20 protein-coding genes are annotated in these 18959 nt (G+C 60.0%); 12 read left to right on the forward strand and 8 right to left on the reverse strand.

The features are described from left to right. Positions 1–10 precede the first annotated feature (10 nt). The 4 genes from BFV97_RS03500 to BFV97_RS03515 are packed head-to-tail and all read left to right on the forward strand — an operon-like array spanning position 11 to position 2828. Entirely contained in the window at positions 11–901 is an 891-nt protein-coding gene (locus tag BFV97_RS03500) for a DMT family transporter (protein ID WP_069299068.1), read from the forward strand. Continuing rightward, positions 898–1431 (forward strand): pseudouridine synthase, encoded by a 534-nt coding sequence (locus tag BFV97_RS03505; protein ID WP_069298898.1) that lies wholly within the window; start codon positions 898–900, stop codon positions 1429–1431. Before BFV97_RS03500 ends, BFV97_RS03505 begins: the two co-directional genes overlap by 4 nt. Next, positions 1432–2169: an alpha/beta fold hydrolase gene (locus tag BFV97_RS03510; protein WP_069298899.1), complete on the forward strand. Its 738-nt coding sequence runs from the start codon at positions 1432–1434 to the stop codon at positions 2167–2169. Next, positions 2166–2828, forward strand: coding sequence for a nitroreductase (locus tag BFV97_RS03515; protein WP_069298900.1), 663 nt, complete (start codon positions 2166–2168; stop codon positions 2826–2828). Before BFV97_RS03510 ends, BFV97_RS03515 begins: the two co-directional genes overlap by 4 nt. A gap of 9 nt (positions 2829–2837) precedes the next feature. Here the strand turns inward: BFV97_RS03515 and BFV97_RS03520 are convergent, their stop codons facing one another. From BFV97_RS03520 to BFV97_RS03545, 6 genes are all read right to left on the reverse strand, one after another. Then, positions 2838–6245 carry an efflux RND transporter permease subunit gene (locus tag BFV97_RS03520; RefSeq protein WP_069298901.1) on the reverse strand — a complete coding sequence of 1136 codons (3408 nt, stop codon included), beginning with the start codon at positions 6243–6245 and terminating at the stop codon, positions 2838–2840. Between the two features lie 3 nt (positions 6246–6248). Further along, on the reverse strand, positions 6249–7718 hold the full coding sequence (locus tag BFV97_RS03525; RefSeq protein ID WP_069298902.1) for an efflux RND transporter periplasmic adaptor subunit: 1470 nt from the start codon (positions 7716–7718) through the stop codon (positions 6249–6251). Between the two features lie 93 nt (positions 7719–7811). After that, positions 7812–8261 (reverse strand): NUDIX domain-containing protein, encoded by a 450-nt coding sequence (locus tag BFV97_RS03530; RefSeq protein WP_069298903.1) that lies wholly within the window; start codon positions 8259–8261, stop codon positions 7812–7814. After that, positions 8258–8788, reverse strand: coding sequence for a molybdenum cofactor biosynthesis protein B (gene moaB, locus BFV97_RS03535; protein ID WP_069298904.1), 531 nt, complete (start codon positions 8786–8788; stop codon positions 8258–8260). The genes BFV97_RS03530 and moaB overlap by 4 nt, the downstream gene beginning before the upstream one ends. A gap of 25 nt (positions 8789–8813) precedes the next feature. After that, on the reverse strand, positions 8814–9407 hold the full coding sequence (locus BFV97_RS03540; protein ID WP_069298905.1) for a metallophosphoesterase family protein: 594 nt from the start codon (positions 9405–9407) through the stop codon (positions 8814–8816). Beyond that, complete coding sequence (locus BFV97_RS03545; protein ID WP_069298906.1) at positions 9404–10207, reverse strand: uracil-DNA glycosylase; 804 nt, start codon at positions 10205–10207, stop codon at positions 9404–9406. The genes BFV97_RS03540 and BFV97_RS03545 overlap by 4 nt, the downstream gene beginning before the upstream one ends. Positions 10208–10320: 113 nt before the next feature. Here BFV97_RS03545 and BFV97_RS03550 point away from each other — a divergent pair, with 113 nt between their 5' ends. From BFV97_RS03550 to BFV97_RS03565, 4 genes are all read left to right on the forward strand, one after another. Further along, the gene (locus BFV97_RS03550) at positions 10321–11277 is read left to right on the forward strand and encodes an aspartate carbamoyltransferase catalytic subunit (protein ID WP_069298907.1); all 957 of its coding nucleotides are present in this window, start codon (positions 10321–10323) and stop codon (positions 11275–11277) included. Between the two features lie 184 nt (positions 11278–11461). Continuing rightward, the gene (gene pyrC / locus BFV97_RS03555; RefSeq protein ID WP_069298908.1) at positions 11462–12742 is read left to right on the forward strand and encodes a dihydroorotase; all 1281 of its coding nucleotides are present in this window, start codon (positions 11462–11464) and stop codon (positions 12740–12742) included. A 33-nt stretch (positions 12743–12775) separates the two neighbouring features. After that, complete coding sequence (gene plsY / locus BFV97_RS03560) at positions 12776–13381, forward strand: glycerol-3-phosphate 1-O-acyltransferase PlsY (protein WP_069298909.1); 606 nt, start codon at positions 12776–12778, stop codon at positions 13379–13381. A gap of 72 nt (positions 13382–13453) precedes the next feature. Beyond that, positions 13454–13810 carry a DUF805 domain-containing protein gene (locus BFV97_RS03565; RefSeq protein WP_069298910.1) on the forward strand — a complete coding sequence of 119 codons (357 nt, stop codon included), beginning with the start codon at positions 13454–13456 and terminating at the stop codon, positions 13808–13810. 28 nt (positions 13811–13838) lie between these two features. Here BFV97_RS03565 and BFV97_RS03570 read toward each other — a convergent pair whose 3' ends face one another. Then, positions 13839–14645 (reverse strand): protein-disulfide reductase DsbD domain-containing protein, encoded by an 807-nt coding sequence (locus BFV97_RS03570; protein WP_069298911.1) that lies wholly within the window; start codon positions 14643–14645, stop codon positions 13839–13841. A 250-nt stretch (positions 14646–14895) separates the two neighbouring features. On the opposite strand from BFV97_RS03570, the gene BFV97_RS03575 reads away from it, so the two are divergent. Beyond that, positions 14896–15474: a YqgE/AlgH family protein gene (locus BFV97_RS03575; protein WP_069299069.1), complete on the forward strand. Its 579-nt coding sequence runs from the start codon at positions 14896–14898 to the stop codon at positions 15472–15474. A gap of 147 nt (positions 15475–15621) precedes the next feature. Here the strand turns inward: BFV97_RS03575 and rpsU are convergent, their stop codons facing one another. After that, the gene (gene rpsU, locus BFV97_RS03580) at positions 15622–15828 is read right to left on the reverse strand and encodes a 30S ribosomal protein S21 (protein WP_069298912.1); all 207 of its coding nucleotides are present in this window, start codon (positions 15826–15828) and stop codon (positions 15622–15624) included. Positions 15829–16192: 364 nt separating this feature from the next. Here rpsU and BFV97_RS03585 point away from each other — a divergent pair, with 364 nt between their 5' ends. From BFV97_RS03585 to BFV97_RS03595, 3 genes are all read left to right on the forward strand, one after another. Then, positions 16193–16906 carry a COQ9 family protein gene (locus BFV97_RS03585; RefSeq protein WP_069298913.1) on the forward strand — a complete coding sequence of 238 codons (714 nt, stop codon included), beginning with the start codon at positions 16193–16195 and terminating at the stop codon, positions 16904–16906. A 109-nt stretch (positions 16907–17015) separates the two neighbouring features. After that, positions 17016–17891, forward strand: coding sequence for a branched-chain amino acid aminotransferase (locus tag BFV97_RS03590; protein ID WP_069298914.1), 876 nt, complete (start codon positions 17016–17018; stop codon positions 17889–17891). Then, on the forward strand, positions 17888–18874 hold the full coding sequence (locus BFV97_RS03595) for an NAD(P)H-quinone oxidoreductase (protein ID WP_069298915.1): 987 nt from the start codon (positions 17888–17890) through the stop codon (positions 18872–18874). Before BFV97_RS03590 ends, BFV97_RS03595 begins: the two co-directional genes overlap by 4 nt. Positions 18875–18959: the final 85 nt, after the last annotated feature.

Raw genomic sequence — 18959 nt, forward strand, 5'->3', positions numbered from 1 at the left:
GAGTAATTTTGTGCCCCAATCCCGTCCCCTCTGGCTGATCCTTGCCCCTGCTATTTTCCTGATGCTTTGGTCGGCGGGATTTGCGGTTGCCAAGATCGGGTTGCAATACGCCCCGCCAATGACCTTGCTGGCGCTGCGCTTTGGTTTGGTGATTCTGATCATGGCGGTGATGTTTCTGGTGCTGCGCCCGCCGCTGCCGGAAACCGGGGCGGACTGGTTGCATCTGGCGATTGTCGGTGTGTTGATCCAGACCGTCTATTTCGGGTTTTGTTATATGGCCTTCGTGAATGGCATCGCGGCTGGCACACTGGCGTTGATTATGGCGTTGCAGCCGATTGTGGTCGCACTGGTTGCGCCGCGCTGGAGCGGCGAGCAGATCGGCTGGCGGCAATGGGGCGGGCTGGTGCTGGCGCTCTCGGGGACGGCGGTTGTGATTGTTGCGCGGCTTGATATAGGGCCGGCGCCGTTGTTGGGGTTCTTGTTTTCCGCGCTCGGGCTGGGCGGAATCGTCATGGGCAGCCTTTGGGAAAAACGCTTTGGGCGATACCATCATCCTGTCACGGCCAACCTGATCGGCTATGGCGCGGGGTTTATATGTCTGCTGCCCTTTTTTGCGGCACAGGGCGTTGGTTCTGTGGAATGGAACATGCCCTTCATCTGGGTGCTGGCCTATCTGGTGATCGGCAATTCCGTGATCGCAATCGGTTTGTTGCTGGCAATGATCCGCGCCGGCGAGGTGGCCAAAGTCTCTGCACTATTGTTTCTGGTGCCACCCCTTGCCGCACTGGTGGCTTGGCTTGCGCTTTCGGAACATATGCCACCCTTGGCTTGGGTCGGGTTGGTGCTGGCGGGCGCAGGGGTGTATATCGCAACGCGCAAGCACAAAGGAACCGTCGCATGACCACTCTATTGTTCAACAAACCCTATAACGTGCTGTCGCAGTTCACCTCGGAAGGGGGGCATCGCAGTCTGGCAGAGTTTATCGACAAGCCCGGTGTCTATGCAGCAGGGCGGCTTGATCGGGACAGTGAGGGGCTTTTGGTGCTGACAGATGACGGCAAGCTGCAAAACCGCATCGCCTCGCCCAAATTCAAAGCGGCGAAAACCTATTGGGTACAGGTGGAGCGTGAACCGGATGAGGCGGCCCTTGCGGCTTTGCGCAGGGGTGTCACCCTGAAAGACGGCGTCACCGCCCCGGCAGAGTGCAAGCGGATGGCAGAGCCTGCGGGCCTGTGGCCGCGCACGCCGCCGGTCCGTTTTCGCAAATCCGTGCCGGATTGCTGGATTTCCCTGACCATTCGGGAAGGACGCAACCGGCAGGTGCGGCGCATGACAGCAGCGGTCGGCCACCCGACGCTGCGTCTGATCCGCTATTCCGTTGGCGACTGGACGCTCGACGGGTTAGAACCGGGACAATGGCAGGAGGTTTAAATGGTTGATTATCTGGAAGCAAACGGGCGTCGGATCGCCTATCACAAGACCGCCGGGTCCGGTCCGGGGATCGTGTTTCTGGGCGGGTTCAAATCCGATATGGAAGGCACCAAGGCGGTCTATCTGGAGTCATGGGCCAAAGCGCGGGGGCGGGCGTTCCTGCGGTTCGACTATTCCGGCCACGGCAAAAGCTCCGAGGCGTTTACCGACGGCTGTATCGGGGACTGGTCGGCAGATGCGCTGGCGGTTCTGGACCAGTTGACCCACGGCCCGCAAATTCTGGTGGGCAGTTCGATGGGGGGCTGGATGTCGCTGCTGGTGGCCCGTGCCCAGCCGGAGCGGATCAAGGGGCTGGTGGGAATCGCCGCCGCACCGGATTTCACCGAAGACAGCATGTGGGCCGGTTTCGACGGGGCGCAGCGCGCCGCCCTGAACGAGCGGGGGCGGGTGGAACTGCCCAGCGACTACGACGAAGGGCCCTATGTCATCACCCGCAAACTGATCGAGGACGGACGCAACCATCTGGTGCTGCGCGAACCGCTGGATCTGCCCTTTCCGGTGCGCCTGTTGCATGGCACAGCGGATACGGATGTGGCCATGTCGGTGCCGCTGCGCATATTGGATCATGCAACCGGCGATGACATCCGTTTGACCTTTGTTAAAGGGGCGGACCACAGGTTTTCCGATATTGCCTGCCTGCAAATGATTCTGGATGCGGTGGAAGAGGTCAGTTCATGAAGGTCTCGGAGGCCATTGCGCAGCGCCGCTCCTGTCGCGCATTTCTGGACCAGCCGGTTGATCCCGCTCTTGTGCGTGACCTTCTGATAAAGGCGTCCCGTGCCGCTTCGGGCGGGAATGTGCAACCGTGGCGGCTTTATCTGTTGCACGGCGACCGGATGGCGAAGTTCAAGGCGCTTATGGCGGATCGCTCGGCAAAGGGATTGGTCGATACGCCGGAATATCCGGTCTATCCGCAGCCGATGAAGGAACCCTACCGCAGCCAGCGTTTTGGCATCGGTGAGACCATGTATGCGCAGCTTGGCATCCCACGGGACGACAAACCGGCGCGGCTGAAGTGGTTTGCCAACAACTTTCAGTTCTTTGGCGCCCCTGTTGCAGCGTTCCTGTTTGTAGACCGCGATATGGGCGCCGCCCAGTGGAGCGATCTTGGCGGCTTTCTTGCGACGTTCATGTTGTTGTTGGAAGAGGCCGGGCTCGGTTCTTGTCCGCAAGAGGCATGGTGTACCCAGCATAAGTTCGTGTCGGAATTTGTTTCGGCGCCGGCAGAAGAAATGCTCTTCGCGGGGGTGGCGATCGGACGGCCTGACACGGCGCATCCGGTGAACCGGTTCATGTCAACACGGGCCGATCCGGATGTGTGGTTGCGCGAGGCGTAACATCACCCCTTATCCGCGCTGTTTGAGCAAAAGGCTCGCACCGAAGGCGGTCAGCAGGGTGAGGATCAGACCAACCAGCAGCACGCTCAGGGACAGCAGGCTGACCGGCAGGGCTGCCAGTCCTGACAGGTTCAGGCTTGCCAGCAGTGCGGGTATCCATGCCGCTGGCGCGCCTGTGGCGATTTGCAGCCCGATGGTGGCGATCAGCAGCGCAACACTGGCAAGGCTCGCCCCCAGAAGGATGATGCGTTGGCCCCGTGCGCGGTGGCGCCCGAACCCTGCGCGGCGGTAGGATTTGAACAGCCGCCCCACGTCCTGTTGCATAACCAGCAGGGACGGAACCACCAGCAGGACCAGAAACAGCCCGACGCCCAGACCATAGCAAAGCGTGATCACTGTCGGCTTTAGAAACTCTGCCTGCCGAGAGCCTTCATACAACAGCGGCACCAGTCCCAGAACGGTTGTCAGTGTGGTCAACAGAACAGGGCGCAGGCGGTCTACGGCGGCATCAACAATCGCAGGCACCAGACCGCGATTGCGCGAATACTGATCCACGGTAGAGACCAGCACGATACTGTCGTTGATGATGATCCCCGACATGCCGATCAACCCCACGACCGAGAACATCGACAGCGACACACCCCATGCGTAATGGCCGTAAATTGTACCGATCAACCCGAAGGGGATCACTGCCATCACCACCAGAGGCCGCGTCCAGCTGGCAAATATCCATGTCAGGGTCAGATAGATCCCCAGCAGGCACAGCCCGAAGCCAAGCATCGCATCCGAGAGGAATTCCTGTTCCTGTTCGGCCAATCCACCCATGCGCCATTCCACCCCGAGATCAGCGGCAATACCGGGCATGATAACCTCCCGGATCTGGGTCTCGACAAAGGCGGCGCGGTCGGGGTTGTCCTCGGAGATGTCGCCAGTAATGCCGATCAGCCGGATGCCGTTTTCGCGCCGCACCGTGGAAAACCCGAGGCTCGTTTCCACGCTGACCACATCGGAAAGGGGCACATAGGTGCCGCTCGGGGTGCGCAGTCGTGTCCGCTCCAGGAAATCGGCCGTCAGCTCGGTTTCCGGCAGGCGCACGGTGATTTTTCCGGTGCGCACGCCCACAGGAAAACTGGCCGCTTCGATCCCGTTCAGACGGTTGCGCAGCTCTCGCCCGATGGTGTCGATGGTAAAGCCAAGCGTCTGGCCCTGCGGAGTCAGTTCCAGCACCAGTTCTTCCTTGTCATACGCAAGGTTGTCTTCCACCGCCGAGACTTCGGGGTATTGCGCCACCGCCGCTTTCAACGCTTGGGAGGCCTGTTTCAGCGTGTTGGCATCCGCCCCGTAAATCTGGATATCAAGACTGTCCCCGCCCGGTCCCGAACGCCAGCCGCGAAAGCTGACGGTTTCTGCCAGCGGGTGTTCGCGCACATTTTTCTGAATCGCGGCGAGCAGTTCAAACGAGGTATAGGGGCGGCTGTCCGCATCAATCAGTTCTATCGCGATAGAGCCAAGCTGGTCTGCGTCCTTGGTATCCGAACCGGCCAGCCCGCGCCCCGTGTTGCCCCCCACTTCGGCCAGAACGTAAGTCACAGGATTAACCCCGTATTCCGCCTCGTATTCGGCACCCGTCGCTGTCACCGCCCGTTGCAATTCGCGCACCATATCAAGGGTATCATCGCGGGTCGCACCGGAGACCATCGCCACATTGCCCGAGATCGACGCCCGTTCCGGGGCGTTAAAGAACCGCCAGCGCACGTCTCCGGTCACAAAAAGGGCGGATTGCATGGCAAGAAGCACCAACACACCCGCCAGAACAGGATAGCGCAGGATCAGCACAAGAGACACAAAACGGCGGAACACAGTGTGGCGGAACCAGTCAAAGCCCTTGTTGAACGTGGTAGAGGGCCAGTCATACCAGCGCTGCTGGTCAATGGCGGCCAGTGCGTGGGACATGTGATGGGGTAGGATCACAAAACATTCCATCAAAGAGGCCAGCAGCACGACAATCACCGTGAAGGGAATATCGGCAATCAACGTACCAAACCGCCCGCCCACTGCGGTTAGCGCAAAGAAGGCAATGACGGTCGTAACCGTTGCCGAAAAGACCGGCGCGGACATGCGGATCGCGGCGTTCTCGGCGGCTTCGACGGGGTGTTCCCGCAATTGACGCGCCCGAAAATCCGCGTGCTCCCCCACCACGATGGCGTCATCGACAACGATGCCAAGGGTGATAATCAGGCCGAACAAAGAGACCATATTAATCGTCAGACCGAAGGCATACATCAGCGCAATGGCGGCGAACATCGCCACGGGGATACCGGCCGCCACCCAAAAAGCGGTGCGCGCGTTCAAAAAGAGAAACAGCAGCAGAACCACCAGCCCCAGCCCCATCAGCCCGTTATCCACAAGGATGGTCAGCCGGTCGGTGATGGCCTGTGCGCGGGTGCGGATCAGCTCTATCGTGACGCCTTCGGGAAGGGTCAACTGCATCTCTTGCGCGATCTGTTGCACCTGACGCTGCATCTGGATCGCATCGCCCTGATCGGCGCGATCCACGCGGATCGACACCGCCGGAAGATCCCCGACATAGTAACTGCGGTCCCGCGTAACCCCCTGTACCTCTATATCGGCCACATCCCCGACCCGCAGCTTGGACCCGTCGGGATTGGAGCGCACGACGATCTCCTGCACCTGTTCGGGGCTGCGTTTTTCGATACCGGTGCGCACCCGTGCCGCGCCACCGGCCACATCGCCGGCGGGGTTGGATTCCGCTTCTTCTGCGATTGCACCGGCGATCTCGGCCAACGTGACATCATTACGGATCAAGGAAATTTCCGGTGCGTTTACTGTAATTTCCGGCGCTGAAACCCCGCGAATCGTGGTGCGGGTGATGCCTTGGCGGAACAGGCGGGCGACGAATTCATCGGCAAACCGCCCCAGTTGATCGGGCGAGACAGGACCGGAGATCACCACATCGGTCACGCGGTCGCGCCATGCGCCGCGCCGGATAGAGGGTTCCTCTGCACCTTCGGGCAGGTTGGTCACACCATCTACGGCGGCTTTCACATCATCGGCGGCCCGCGCCATATCCCAACCCGGCTCAAACTCCAGCGAAAGATTTGCCCTGCCTTGGGTGGCGGAACTTGAGGTGCTCTCGATCCCCTCAAGCGACAGAAGTGCGGGTTCCAAGACCGACACGATCGCGTTGTCCACATCCTCGGGGCCTGCGCCCTCCCACGTGACAGAAACAGAGATGCTGTCCACGATCACATCGGGAAAAAACTGCGAGCGGATTTGCGTGGTGGACCCAAGTCCGATCACCAGCATCAGCACCAGCAGCAGGTTCGCTGCGGTGCGGTGACGGGTGAAATAGCTCAGCACACCGCCAGCCGCAGGGGGGAGTTGCCGCATCGCCATGATCTAGCCACCCATCCGTTCTGTGATCCGCTCCAGCATGGCTTTGGGCACACGGGGTTGGCGCAATGTTTCAAGCATCGCGGTCTTGCGGGCTTCGGGAATGCGGGTGTTCTCGGTGATAAAAGCGATCAGTTTGGCGCGCTGTTCTTCGGTGATTGCAACGGTTTCTTCCGGTTTTGGCGCGGCAACAGGGGGGGTGCCCTGACCACCCGGACTGCGCGGCTCTACCCGGATGCCAGCACCCAGTTGCGGCGCGCGGGTCAGGACAATGCGCTGCCCATCCAGACCATTCAGACGTACAATCAAATCATCGCCCTGTTTGCGCAGAATATCTACAAAGGCCTCTTCCAGACGGTTATCCCCGTTGACCAACAGAACAGCACCATTGGTGGTGGCTGCTGTGGCGGGAATTTTTGCCACATCGCTCAGGGGCGGTTCGCGCAGCACAACGGTCACAAAATCACCCGGCTGGATGCCAAGGTTAGCCGCGTCGCGCAGTCTGGCGAACAGCTCTCGTCCGGTGGTGCCTGCGGCCACCGCTGCCGACACACGATCGATGCGGCCTTTGATGGTTTCGCCGCTCGGGGCTGTGACAAGCACCTCTGCCTGATCCAGTCCTGTATCCTGAGAGATCAGGGCGCGGTATTCCTGCGCCGAAACCCGAAACGACACTTCCAGCGCCTCCGGGTCGATCAGACTGCCCAGTTGTTCGTTTGCATTGACCAAACGGCCGAGAACCGCGCTTACCCCGGTGAGAACGCCGTCAAAATCGGCGCGGACGGTGGTTTCTTTCAGAATGCGTTCGGCCTCGTCGCGGTTGATCTCGCGCCGCCCCAGCAAGGTCTGCGTGCGGGCGATCGTGGCTTGCGCATTGGCCAGTGACAGGCGTTTGGCCAGCAGGGACTGTTCCGCGGCTGAAACCGCCAGTTCTGCGGTTTCCATCGCGGTATCAGTGCCAAGCCCCCGTGTGCTGAGCGATGTCTGCCGCTCGAACGCTTTCTTGCGCAGGTCCAATTGGGATTGCGCGGCGGACAGCTCGTCTTCGGCCAATGTCAGGTTGCGGCGTGCATCCAGCAGGTCCGCCTGTGTTTCCACCAGCTCGTTTTCCGCCAGCAGCAACTTGGAACGGGCATTTGCGGGATCGGTCTGGAACAGGATCTCCCCCTTGCTGACCCTGCCACCCTCGCGGAAGTTGTCCGAGAGTTGCACCAGCTCCCCGCTTGCCGCTGCGCGTAATTCCAGCGTGCGCCCGGAAATGACCTCTCCGAAGGTGCGGATTTCGGGCGTATGACTGCCAAGGGTCAGTTCCGCGACTTCGACCGTGAACACTCTTTCGCGGGCCTGCCGCCCTGCAAACCCGCCGCTGTTACGGTCTTTAAGCGCAGAAACAAGACTGCTCGCCGCCAGCGCCAGCAGCGCCACCGTCAGGGTCAGAAGAAACAAGCCCAGCAGGCTTCGGGTCACAAATCGCATCCATATCCCTTAAACGAGAGGCCCGCAGGCGACAGAGAGTTTCGACTATTATACGCGAGGGTTTTCACATTCCGTCGCGCAAAACCAAAAAAATCAGTCTGACGCATCACAAAGGGTAAAATAATGGGCAATGATCTGACCGGCCGCCGGCATCAGGGGCAGGGTTTCGATCTGTGCAGGGGTTAAAAACGCGAAACCTGCACCTTCGCCAAGCCGGATGTCGCGCGGGTCGACAGGCATCTTCACTGTAAACGCATAAAGCCCTGTGCCACGGGCAGAGACCGCACGGCCCAGCGGGGTCAGTTGATCCTCTGACACCGTGAGTCCGGTTTCCTCGGCAAATTCGCGTATGGCCGCACGATGCAGCGTTTCCCCCGGTTCTACCTGCCCGCCAAAGATGCTCCACAAACCGGGACCGGCAGTGCGATCATTGATGTCGCGCAACTGCATCAACAGCCGGTCGTGCTGGTCAATCAGGATAATCCCCGCAGCGGTGTCAGTTGTTTCAGACCATTCGCCAAGCGTGGTGAACCCGTCCTTCATTTTCGGCGCTGGTCTTCGGTCAGGCGGGGCATGATTTCCACGAAGTTACACGGCATGTGGCGATAGTCGAGCTGGTAACGCAGAATGCCGTCCCAGCCGTCCTTGCACGCGCCCGGGGAGCCGGGCAGCGCAAACAGATAGGTGCCGTTCGCCACCCCGCCACAGGCGCGGGACTGGATGGCGGAGGTGCCGATTTTATCAGCCGAGATCATAGTGAAATAGGTTGAAAACGCGTCGATTTCCTTTTCGTAGACATCGCGGTGCGCCTCTACCGTGACATCGCGCCCTGTCAGTCCGGTTCCGCCGGTTGAAATCACAGCGTCTACCTCGGGATCGTCACACCATATGCGCAACTGATCGGCAATCATGGCACGCTCGTCCGGCAGGATCTTGCGGTCTGCAAGGATGTGGTTGTCCGCGATCAGGCGGTCCACAAGGGTCTGGCCGGATTTGTCGCCCTCTGTCGTGCGGGTGTCCGACACGGTCAGAACGGCAATGCGGATCGGAATAAACTGGCGGTCGCTCATGGGGTGTCTCGTGTGTTGGGGCAGCTCAGATGTCAAACCAGTTGATGCTTGGCCCGAGGTTGTAAACTTCCGTATCACCGATTTTACCGGCGGTGCCCCAGCTTTCGTGAATGTGCCCGCAGAAAAAGAATTTCGGCTTCAGTCGTTCGATGGCTTCGCGCAGGGCGGCGGATCCCACATGCTGCCCCTGCGAGGTCCGGTCCCCCAGATTGATCGGGGGCGAGTGGCTGACGATAATATCTGCCTGATGACAGTTTTCCAGCATCTCGGAGGCTTGGGCATCGGTCAAATCCACCGACCAGTCAGTGAAAGGCGACAGCGGGATGCCATAGCCGATACCGAAAATATCCAGCGTGCCGATGCTGTGGGACTGGCCGTGCAGTACCGTCATACGGGGCGGTGCCGCGGCACACAGCGCATCTGCGGTTTCATGGTTGCCCGGTACGGCAATGATCGGGCAGGGGATCGGATCCAGCATAGCGACGGCCTGCTCCAGCCCCTTGTGAAAGTTGCAGAAATCCCCGGCAGCGATGACCAGATCCGCCGATGCACTGGCCGCGACCAGTGCATCCGCGTGATCCTGATTGGCATGAAGATCGGAAAACGCGAGTATTCTCATGGGGTCAGCCTTGCCTTGATTGCCAAAAGATCCGCCCAGCAATCCCGCTTTTTCAGCGGATCACGGAACAGGGCGGCGGGGTGGAACATGGGCAGCACAGGCTTGCCGAACGCCTCGGCCCAAGTACCGCGCAGACGGGTGATGCCCGTTTTCCCAAGCAGGGCCTTACAGGGAATATTGCCCAGCGGCACGATAATATCAGGATCAACCAGCGCGATATGGCGCTCCAGAAACGGTAGCATCATGGCGATTTCCTCGGCGTTCGGGTCGCGGTTTTGCGGCACGCGCCACGGCAGCAGGTTGGTCAGGTAAAGCGCATCAGACGGGTCCTCGCCTTTGCGCGACAGGCCGATGGCGGCAAACATCCGGTCCAGCAGCTTGCCCGATTCCCCGATGAAGGGCGCGCCTGAACGGTCCTCATCACGGCTCGGCGCTTCTCCAATGATCATCACCCGCGCGTTCGGGTGGCCTTCTGACAGCACCAGATTGCGCGCGCCTTTCTTGATCGCGCAATGTTCAAATACCGCCAGCGCATCGCGCAGCTCTGCAAGGCTGTTACAGCGTCCCGCCATAATACGGGCAATATCCGCACCGGTTTCCTTAACCTGCGGGATAACCGGCATCACATCGACAGGTTTGATATTGCTGTTCGGTCCGGTTTTCGGCACCGCACCTTTGGCAGGTGTCATCACCTGTTCATAGCGGTTGACGGGCGTATCCTGAATCGCCTCGTCGGCGCCAAGATCAATCTGCCAGTCAAGGGCAGTCAGGTCGGCAAAATAGCTGGCAGAGTCGGTCATGGCGCGCCTTGTGTTCAGCGGGCAGGGTATCAAAGCCGGAGTGGAGTCGTAAATCCCTTGTTTCGCATTTGCCACCCGCCTATAACGCGACGAAGTCAGCAAAGAGGTCGGCCATGACGTTCACCGCCCAGCACCTTTTGGGGATAGAGCATCTTTCCCGCGACGACATCGTTTCCATTCTCGATCTTGCGGAACAATATGTCGAACTGAACCGGCAGCCCCACAAACATGTGGATACGCTGGCGGGGATGACGCAAATCAACATGTTCTTTGAAAACTCCACCCGCACGCAATCCAGCTTTGAAATCGCCGGAAAGCGGCTTGGGGCGGATGTGATGAATATGGCGATGGGGGCCAGTTCGATCAAAAAAGGCGAAACGCTGATTGATACGGCGCTGACCCTGAATGCGATGAACCCCGATCTGCTGGTGGTGCGCCATCCCCATTCCGGCGCGGTTGATCTGCTAAGCGAGAAGGTCAATTGCGCGGTTCTGAACGCGGGTGACGGACGGCACGAACACCCGACACAGGCCTTGCTGGATGCGCTGACGATCCGCCGCGCCAAGGGGCGTCTGCACCGGCTGAGCGTGGCGATTTGCGGTGATATTGCCCACAGCCGCGTGGCACGCAGCAATATTTTCATGCTTAACAAAATGGAAAGCCGCATCCGCCTGATCGCCCCTGTGACCCTGTTGCCTGCCGGCATTGACCAATTCGGCGTCGAGGTGTTTGACGACATGGCCGAAGGTCTGGAAGGTGTCGATGTGGTAATGATGCTGCGCCTGCAACGGGAGCGTATGGACGGCGCCTTCATTCCCTCCACCCGCGAATATTATCACCGCTGGGGGCTGACCGCCGAAAAGCTGAGCCACGCGAAGGACGATGCCATTGTCATGCACCCCGGTCCGATGAACCGCGGCGTTGAAATCGACGGAGAGATCGCAGACGACCTGAACCGTTCCGTCATTCAGGAGCAGGTGGAAATGGGCGTCGCGGTGCGTATGGCCGCAATGGAACTGCTGGTGAAAGCCCGCCGTGACGCGAAACGGGATGTGGGGGTGATGGTGTGATGATCAGGTTAACACAGGCCAGCGCCCCACCTCGGGTGGGCGCGCTTTCGTTTGGGACTGCATCTGCCGCAGGTTTCACCGCTCCGGCTGTACCTGCCGCAGCCGCACAACTGCGCCCTCCCGTGGGGGAGGTCAGGCGCGGGCCGTGCGATTGCACGCCCCCTTTCTGCGGTGAGGTGCTTTGATGACCACGCTTCTGACAAACGCCCGTCTGATCGACCCTGAAACAGCCAGTGAATTTCGCGGCTCTGTTCTGATCGATGAGGGTCGGATCAGCGGGATCATTGCCGAGGGCGATACACTTTCGCAGGCTGACGAGATCATTGACTGCAACGGCAAATGTCTTGCCCCCGGTATCATTGATATTGGCGTCAAGGTTTGCGAACCGGGGGAGCGGCACAAGGAAAGCTTCCGCACCGCCGGAGAGGCCGCTGCTGCGGGCGGGGTCACGACGATGATCGTGCGCTCTGATACGGAACCTGCCGTGGACAGCCCCGAAACGCTGCAATTCGCCCTGCGCCGTGCGCGGGATGTGTCCAAGGTCAACGTCCTGCCTATGGCGGCCCTGACCAAAGATCGCGCTGGCAAGGAAATGGCCGAGATCGGCTTTTTGCTGGATGCGGGGGCTGTTGCCTTTAGTGACGGCGATGCGGTCAACCGCAACAACAAGATTTTCGGTCGGTGCCTGAGCTATGCGAAGGCGATGGGCGCTTTGGTGATCGGCCATGCGCAGGAACCTGTGATGTCGGACGGGGCCTGCGCCACTTCCGGTCCGTTTGCCAGCAAGCTGGGCCTGCCCGCCGTGTCGCCTATGGCGGAGCGTATCCAGTTGGAACGGGACATGGCCTTGGTGGAAATGACCGGCGTGCGCTATCACGTGGACCAGCTATCAACCGCCGTTTCCCTGCCGGTGCTGGAGCGTGCCAAAGCCGCCGGTCTGCGGGTCACTGCGGGGGTGTCCATCCACCATCTGACCCTGAACGAGCTGGACATTGACGGCTATCGCACCTTCTTCAAGCTCAAGCCGCCCTTGCGCCATGAAGACGACCGCATCGCTATGGCGCAGGCCGTTGCCAGCGGTCTGATCGACGTGATCTGTTCCCAGCACACGCCGCAGGACGAAGAAAGCAAACGCCTGCCCTTTGAAGAAGCCGCCAGCGGTGCGGTGGGGCTGGAAACCATCCTGCCGGCTGTAATCTCGCTGGTGCACGCGGGGCATCTGGATCTGCCGACCCTGTGGCGGGCGCTATCGCTCAACCCTGCAAAGGTTATGGGGCTGGAGAGCGGACGGCTGGCTGCGGGTGCGCCTGCGGATCTGGTGGTGTTCGATCCGGACAAACCCTTTGTGATGGACCGTTTCAAAATGCTGTCCCGTTGCAAGAATACGCCTTATGATGAACGCCGGATGCAGGGGGCCGTTCTGCGGACCTTCGTGGGTGGCACCGAAGTCTATTGCCGCGATTGACCGGCCAGCGCTGCAAATCTGTAGGAGGCCCTGATGCCCGAACTGACCTTTGATCTTGTGACGGTGCTGCTGGTGCTGGGCGGCTATCTGCTGGGGTCTGTGCCCTTTGGCATGGTGCTGGCGCGGGTTATGGGATTGGGCAATTTGCGCGACATCGGCTCCGGTAATATCGGCGCGACCAATGTTTTGCGCACAGGCAATAAAAAAGCCGCTTTCCTGACGCTGGTGTTTGACGCGGGCAAAGGGGCGGTCGCCGTGCTGATCGCCCGTGCCGTAGCGGGCGAGGGGGCGGCGCAACTGGCCGGACTCGCCGCGTTTCTGGGGCATCTGTTTCCGGTCTGGCTGGGCTTTCGGGGCGGCAAGGGCGTGGCGACTTATCTAGGTCTGTTGCTGGCGCTGTCCTTTCCTGTGGGCCTTGCCGCCTGTGCAAGCTGGCTGGTTGCGGCGGCGCTGTTGCGGATCTCTTCGGCCAGTGCGCTGGCCAGTGCGCTTGTCACCCCGATCTGGGCGCTGGTGCTGGGCTACGGGCAGGGCATCGTTCTGATCGTGCTGCTCGGCCTGCTGATCTTTTGGGGGCATCGCGCCAATATCAGCCGGATACTGGCCGGAACCGAGCCGAAGATCGGCAAGAAGTCCTGACACCGAAAGCGCTTGCTGTGTCATGCAATATTCCTAAGGTTGAACCAATTATAGCCGATAAGGGACAGTGCAATGGATTTTACAACTGCGGTGAAAACCGTATTCAACAAATATGTGGATTGGAACGGACGCGCCCTGCGCTCTGAATTCTGGTGGTGGACGTTATTCACCCTGATCGTGAGCATCATCACAACCATCATCGACAGCGTGCTGGGCATTGCGGCCCTGAACCCGCTATGGTCGCTTGCGACCCTGCTGCCAAGCATCTTTGTCGCGGTGCGCCGTCTGCATGATCACGGGCGCACAGGTTGGTGGCTGCTGCTGGCCCTGACCGGAATCGGGATGCTTGTTTTACTCTACTGGTACATCAAGGAAGGCGACCGCGAAGTAAACGCCTATGGCCCGCCGCCAGTACCTCAGGCCGCCTGATAGCGGCGTGTCAGCGCAGATTTAAGGTTCAGGGGCATCCGCGCGATTCGACCGCGCGGGGGCCACCCAAGAGTGTGACAGTGACGCCGTTGCGCTGCACCATCAAAGGCGTGCTGCCATAGGCGAACAGATTGGCGCTGGCCGTCAGGGTATTGCCCTCGATCCGGCTGTCCTTTTGTTCGATCCACACATCTCTGCCGGGAAACTCTATCACCGGGAGGGTGCCTGCGGGCAGAGGCTTGTTGCCGCGCAGCGTCGTGCTGATGCGAAACCCGCCCTTGATCGGAGTGATGTCACAGGACACCGGCGCGATACCATGGGCGTCACCACGGGCCGGTTGTTTGCGCAGGGCTGCCTTGATCGCTTTGGTGCTGCGGGCATCGCTGCCCGCCACGTCCATTGAGAACCGCGCCTTTACCGGAATGCAGACATCTTCGCAGACACCGAACAGGACTTCTCCTTTCAAGGAGACCGGAACGCCGGATTTCTGCGGCGTAATGCTGATGGGCAGGACGAGTTCATGCTCGTAGCCGATGATCTGTTCGCCGTCTTTCACAAAGACACGAGGCTCTGGCCAGTGAAAGGTGACTTCTCTGAGGTTTTTGGACCCGCCCCAGTCAAAGGCAGGCGGGATGCCGTTGCTGCCGGGCGCACGCCAGTAGGTTTTCCAGCCGGGGGCGAGCTTGATCCGCGCGGCAATCATATGGCCTGATGGTGTCTCATAACCCGGTAGAATATCCAGACGGGCCACCCCCTGAATCGTATACTCCTGCGCAAAAAGCGCGGCAGGCAGGCCCAGTGCAAGGCCAAGGGCAATAAGACATCTGCGTATCATGGGTGGGTGGGTATCCGTTCTTTTGTCCCAAGGATATGGCCGCAACGACCAAAGCGAAAGTCACAAATCAGAGAGAGCGTCGTGACAACCCTGCGGGTCAGGCTTGAATCTGGAAGGAAACGAACGCATCTTAAGGGGATAAAACAGCTTCGGATGCAGAGGGTTAGCTATGGGCCGACCTGCGCCGGAGCAGGGGGCGCGTTGTTTGGCGATGGCTGTGCCTCTGCGCAACACTGGAGATGTGGTCAAAATGGCAGAATATTCATCAGAGGCACGGCATCTGGACGGACGGTTGCTGGTGGCGATGCCGTCTATGGGCGACCCGCGGTTCGACCGTTCTGTGATCTATATCTGCGCCCATTCCGACAACGGGGCGATGGGGTTGATCGTGAACAAACCCGCAGCTGATCTGAAGTTCTCCGACCTGCTGGACCAGCTTGACATAAAGGCGGATCGCCCGATCGAAGGCATTGATGTGCATTACGGCGGGCCGGTGGAACATGGGCGCGGCTTTGTGCTGCATTCGCGGGATTACGGGTCGGAGGATTCGACGCTGACCGTGAATGAAGAGTTCGGGATGACCGCGACTCTCGATATTCTCGAAGACATCTCCCAAGGTTTCGGACCGCAAAGCTGCCTGCTGGCGCTGGGCTATGCGGGTTGGGGTCCGGGGCAGTTGGAAGGGGAAATCCGCGAGAACGGCTGGCTGATTTGCGATGCAGATAAATCGCTGGTGTTTTCCGCAGATCACGAAGGCAAATGGGCCGCAGCGATGAAACAGATCGGCATTGATCCACGGGTTTTGTCGATGGAGGGGGGACGCGCCTGAGCCCTTCTGCCGTTGCGCGGCGCTGTTCCCGAGCGATTTGGATATTTTAAGAAAATGGAGCCGTTGCAGGGGCTTGGATACCCCCCAAAAGCAAAACCCCCGAACGGATCCGGGGGTTTAGTGACTTTTCGGTCTGAAGCGTAGTGCTTAGAGCATGCCTTCGCGCTGAAGCTTTTTGCGCGCCAGCTTGCGTGCACGGCGAACTGCCTCGGCCTTTTCACGGGCTTTCTTAACGGAAGGTTTTTCGTAATGCTGCCGAAGCTTCATCTCACGGAAAACGCCTTCGCGTTGCAGTTTTTTCTTCAGAGCGCGGAGCGCCTGATCAACGTTGTTGTCGCGTACCGATACCTGCATGTGGTGTCACCACCTTTCTAGGTTTGAGTTTGCAGAAGTGCAGGAAGGCGCCTTATAGACGCGGATTCTTGATTTGTCCAGTGCGCAGCGCAGGTTTGCTATGCCCTGTCCCGCAAGTGCGCGATCTGTGTTGCCCGGTGGTGCTGCTATTGCCACCGATAACGGTTGAACGGGTGGGGCTGTGGTATTTCGCGCAGTATCAGGGGCGAAATCTGGTTAAAGGTCGATTGGAAAAAATCTGAAAATCGAAATGGAATTTTAACCTGTCAGGCTCATTCTGGCAGAAATTGGCGAAACGCGGGCAAAAATGACGCGCTGGCGATCCGGACTTTGCTTTCGGCGGCGCAAAGCCTATTTATAGGGTATGACCCAGACACACAAAACCGAAGCCGACCATATTCAGGACACCCGCGCCGCATTGCTGGAGGCTGCCATCCCCCATGTGGTGTTTGACGGTTGGTCCGATGCCACCTTTGCCGCCGCCGTTGACGAAAGCGGTGTGGATGCGGGGCTTGCAACACAGGCCTGCCCGCGCAAGGGGCTTGATCTTGCGGTGGCCTATCACCGGCAGGGGGACCGCGAAATGGTTGCTGCGATAGAGACAGCGGACCTGCAATCCATGCGCTATTCGGAGCGGGTCGCCTTTGCCTTGCGCACCCGCCTGAAGGCGGCCGACCGAGAGCTGGTGCGCCGTGGATCAACCCTATTTGCATTGCCTCATCACGCCGCTGAAGGGGCGGGCTTGATCTGGGAAACCTCCGACGCGGTTTGGGATGCGCTGGGCGATACTTCTCGGGATGTGAACTGGTACAGCAAAAGGGCGATGCTGGCTGCGGTGTATTCCAGCGCGGTATTGTTCTGGTTGGGCGATACCTCGGAGGAGTCTGCGGAAACATGGGCTTTCATCGACCGGCGTATTGAGGATGTGATGAAGATTGAGACCACCAAAGCCAAACTGCGGGACAATCCGCTGTCCAAAGCCTTTATGGCCGGACCGGGGCGGTTGCTCGATCTGATCAAGGCGCCGGATACGGCAGCGCAGGATGATCTGCCGGGGTACGTTGCGCCCAAGTCCTGACCTGCGCCGCTGCGTCGGGCGGGCCTTGCGCCATTTGCCGCTTGCATCCGCGAACCGATTGCACTTCGTTGCGGGCATATGAAAGACGTTCCCAAAAACAGGAAACCCGATGGCACTTGGCAAACGACAGCTGACCTATTTTAACGGAGACTGGCACGAAGGACACACGCCGGTGGTCGGTGCGGCCGATCACGGAGCCTGGCAGGGTACGATGGTTTTCGACGGTGCGCGGTTCTTTGACGGCGTCACCCCTGATCTGGACCATCACGCCGCCCGTGTGGTGAAATCGGCCGAAGCGATGGGCATGGATGCGCCTGTGGACGGCGATACGATTGCAGGGTTGATCCGCGACGGTATTGCTCGAATGGATACCAAAGAGGCGCTGTATCTGCGTCCGATGATGTGGAGCCGCGAGGCGTCGCCGGCATTGCTGGATGCCGATCCTGCAAGCACCGCCTTTGCCATCTGCCTTGAGACCCTGCCGATGCCCGAACCCGGCGATATGCCGATCACGGTCAGCCCCTTCCGCCGGCCCCGTCAGGATACCGCTTTGACCGAGGCCAAGGCGGCCTGTCTCTATCCCAATAACGCGCGCATCCTGACCGAAGCCCGCAAACGGGGCTTTCGCAACGCGCTCTCGCTTGATCTGGACGATCATGTGGCGGAAACCGCATCGACCAACGTATTTATGCTGCGCGACGGCGTGGTGCTGACTCCCCGTCACAACGGAACTTTCCTGAACGGCATCACGCGGCGCCGTGTGATCGCGCTGTTGCGGGCAGAAGGCTACGATGTGCGCGAAGTCTCGCTGGAGGTGGAGGACTTTCGGGAGGCAGACGAGATTTTCCTGACGGGCAATGCCTCTAAGGTGATGCCGGTCACACGGCTGGACACGCGGGAATTGACCGCCTCCCCCGTCGCACAGCGTGCCCGTGAACTCTATTGGGATTTTGCCCACTCAAACTATGAAAGTATGCCCCTATGACCCAGATGAACGTTGTTGAAATCACGCAAGCCGGTGCGCCGGAGGTTCTGAAACCGGCTACCCGCGAGGTGCCGTCGCCGCGCCATGGCGAGATCCTGATCCAAGTGGCCGCTGCTGGTGTGAACCGTCCGGATGCGCTGCAACGGGCTGGCAAATATGCGCCGCCTCCCGGCGCTTCCGATCTGCCAGGGCTGGAATGTTCCGGCACGGTTGCCGCAATCGGGGAAGGTGTCACGCGCTGGGCCGTGGGCGACAGCGTTTGCGCCCTGCTGCCCGGTGGTGGTTATGCAGAATATGTCACCACCCCTGCCGACCATGCGCTGCCGGTTCCAGCCGGACTGGACATGGTGCAGGCAGCGGCCCTGTGTGAGACCTATTTCACCGTTTACTCCAACGTTTTCATGCGCGGCGGATTGAAAGCGGGCGAGGTGTTTCTGGTCCACGGCGGTTCCAGCGGTATTGGCACGACCGCAATCCAGCTTGCTGTGAAAGCAGGCGCGCGGGTGTTTGCCACGGCCGGTTCTGCAGAGAAATGCGCAAAATGCGTGGAACTCGGCGCGGAGCGGACGATCAACTACAAGGAAGAAGATTTCGTCGAGGTGATGAAAGAGGCGACCGATGGCGCTGGCATCGACCTGATCCTTGATATGGTGGGCGGCAGCTATATTCCGCGCAACATCAAAGCCTTGGCACTTGACGGGCGGCTGGTGCAGATCGCATTTCTGGAAGCCCCCGTGGCCGAGTTGAACTTTGCGCAAGTGATGGTGAAGCGGCTGACGATCACCGGCTCTACCCTGCGTCCGCAAAACGATGGGGCAAAGGCGGAAATCGCGCGGGCGTTGGAAGAGAACATCTGGCCGATGCTGGCAGACGGGTCTATCGCGCCGGTGATGGACAGCACCTATTCGCTGGCCGAAGCCGCTGCCGCCCATGCGCGGATGGAAGGCTCCACCCATATCGGCAAGATCGTTCTAACGGTCTGAGGTCTGAAAGCCTGAAAGCCTGAAAGTGGCAAAAGCCGGAGGGAGTGCCTCCGGCTTTTGTGTTTGTGTCAACGGGGGATACGCC

The organism is Neptunicoccus sediminis (genome assembly GCF_001719615.1).
In the GTDB taxonomy this organism is placed as follows: domain Bacteria; phylum Pseudomonadota; class Alphaproteobacteria; order Rhodobacterales; family Rhodobacteraceae; genus Amylibacter; species Amylibacter sediminis.

Excerpts from the sequence above, each read along its gene's own strand:
- BFV97_RS03505 (WP_069298898.1), top strand. The coding sequence starts at position 898 with ATGACCACTCTATTGTTCAACAAACCCTATAACGTGCTGTCGCAGTTC.
- BFV97_RS03510 (WP_069298899.1), top strand. The coding sequence starts at position 1,432 with ATGGTTGATTATCTGGAAGCAAACGGGCGTCGGATCGCCTATCACAAG.
- BFV97_RS03515 (WP_069298900.1), top strand. The coding sequence starts at position 2,166 with ATGAAGGTCTCGGAGGCCATTGCGCAGCGCCGCTCCTGTCGCGCATTT.
- BFV97_RS03520 (WP_069298901.1), bottom strand. The coding sequence starts at position 6,245 with ATGGCGATGCGGCAACTCCCCCCTGCGGCTGGCGGTGTGCTGAGCTAT.
- BFV97_RS03525 (WP_069298902.1), bottom strand. The coding sequence starts at position 7,718 with ATGCGATTTGTGACCCGAAGCCTGCTGGGCTTGTTTCTTCTGACCCTG.
- BFV97_RS03530 (WP_069298903.1), bottom strand. The coding sequence starts at position 8,261 with ATGAAGGACGGGTTCACCACGCTTGGCGAATGGTCTGAAACAACTGAC.
- moaB (WP_069298904.1), bottom strand. The coding sequence starts at position 8,788 with ATGAGCGACCGCCAGTTTATTCCGATCCGCATTGCCGTTCTGACCGTG.
- BFV97_RS03540 (WP_069298905.1), bottom strand. The coding sequence starts at position 9,407 with ATGAGAATACTCGCGTTTTCCGATCTTCATGCCAATCAGGATCACGCG.
- BFV97_RS03545 (WP_069298906.1), bottom strand. The coding sequence starts at position 10,207 with ATGACCGACTCTGCCAGCTATTTTGCCGACCTGACTGCCCTTGACTGG.
- BFV97_RS03550 (WP_069298907.1), top strand. The coding sequence starts at position 10,321 with ATGACGTTCACCGCCCAGCACCTTTTGGGGATAGAGCATCTTTCCCGC.
- pyrC (WP_069298908.1), top strand. The coding sequence starts at position 11,462 with ATGACCACGCTTCTGACAAACGCCCGTCTGATCGACCCTGAAACAGCC.
- plsY (WP_069298909.1), top strand. The coding sequence starts at position 12,776 with ATGCCCGAACTGACCTTTGATCTTGTGACGGTGCTGCTGGTGCTGGGC.
- BFV97_RS03565 (WP_069298910.1), top strand. The coding sequence starts at position 13,454 with ATGGATTTTACAACTGCGGTGAAAACCGTATTCAACAAATATGTGGAT.
- BFV97_RS03570 (WP_069298911.1), bottom strand. The coding sequence starts at position 14,645 with ATGATACGCAGATGTCTTATTGCCCTTGGCCTTGCACTGGGCCTGCCT.
- BFV97_RS03575 (WP_069299069.1), top strand. The coding sequence starts at position 14,896 with ATGGCAGAATATTCATCAGAGGCACGGCATCTGGACGGACGGTTGCTG.
- rpsU (WP_069298912.1), bottom strand. The coding sequence starts at position 15,828 with ATGCAGGTATCGGTACGCGACAACAACGTTGATCAGGCGCTCCGCGCT.
- BFV97_RS03585 (WP_069298913.1), top strand. The coding sequence starts at position 16,193 with ATGACCCAGACACACAAAACCGAAGCCGACCATATTCAGGACACCCGC.
- BFV97_RS03590 (WP_069298914.1), top strand. The coding sequence starts at position 17,016 with ATGGCACTTGGCAAACGACAGCTGACCTATTTTAACGGAGACTGGCAC.
- BFV97_RS03595 (WP_069298915.1), top strand. The coding sequence starts at position 17,888 with ATGACCCAGATGAACGTTGTTGAAATCACGCAAGCCGGTGCGCCGGAG.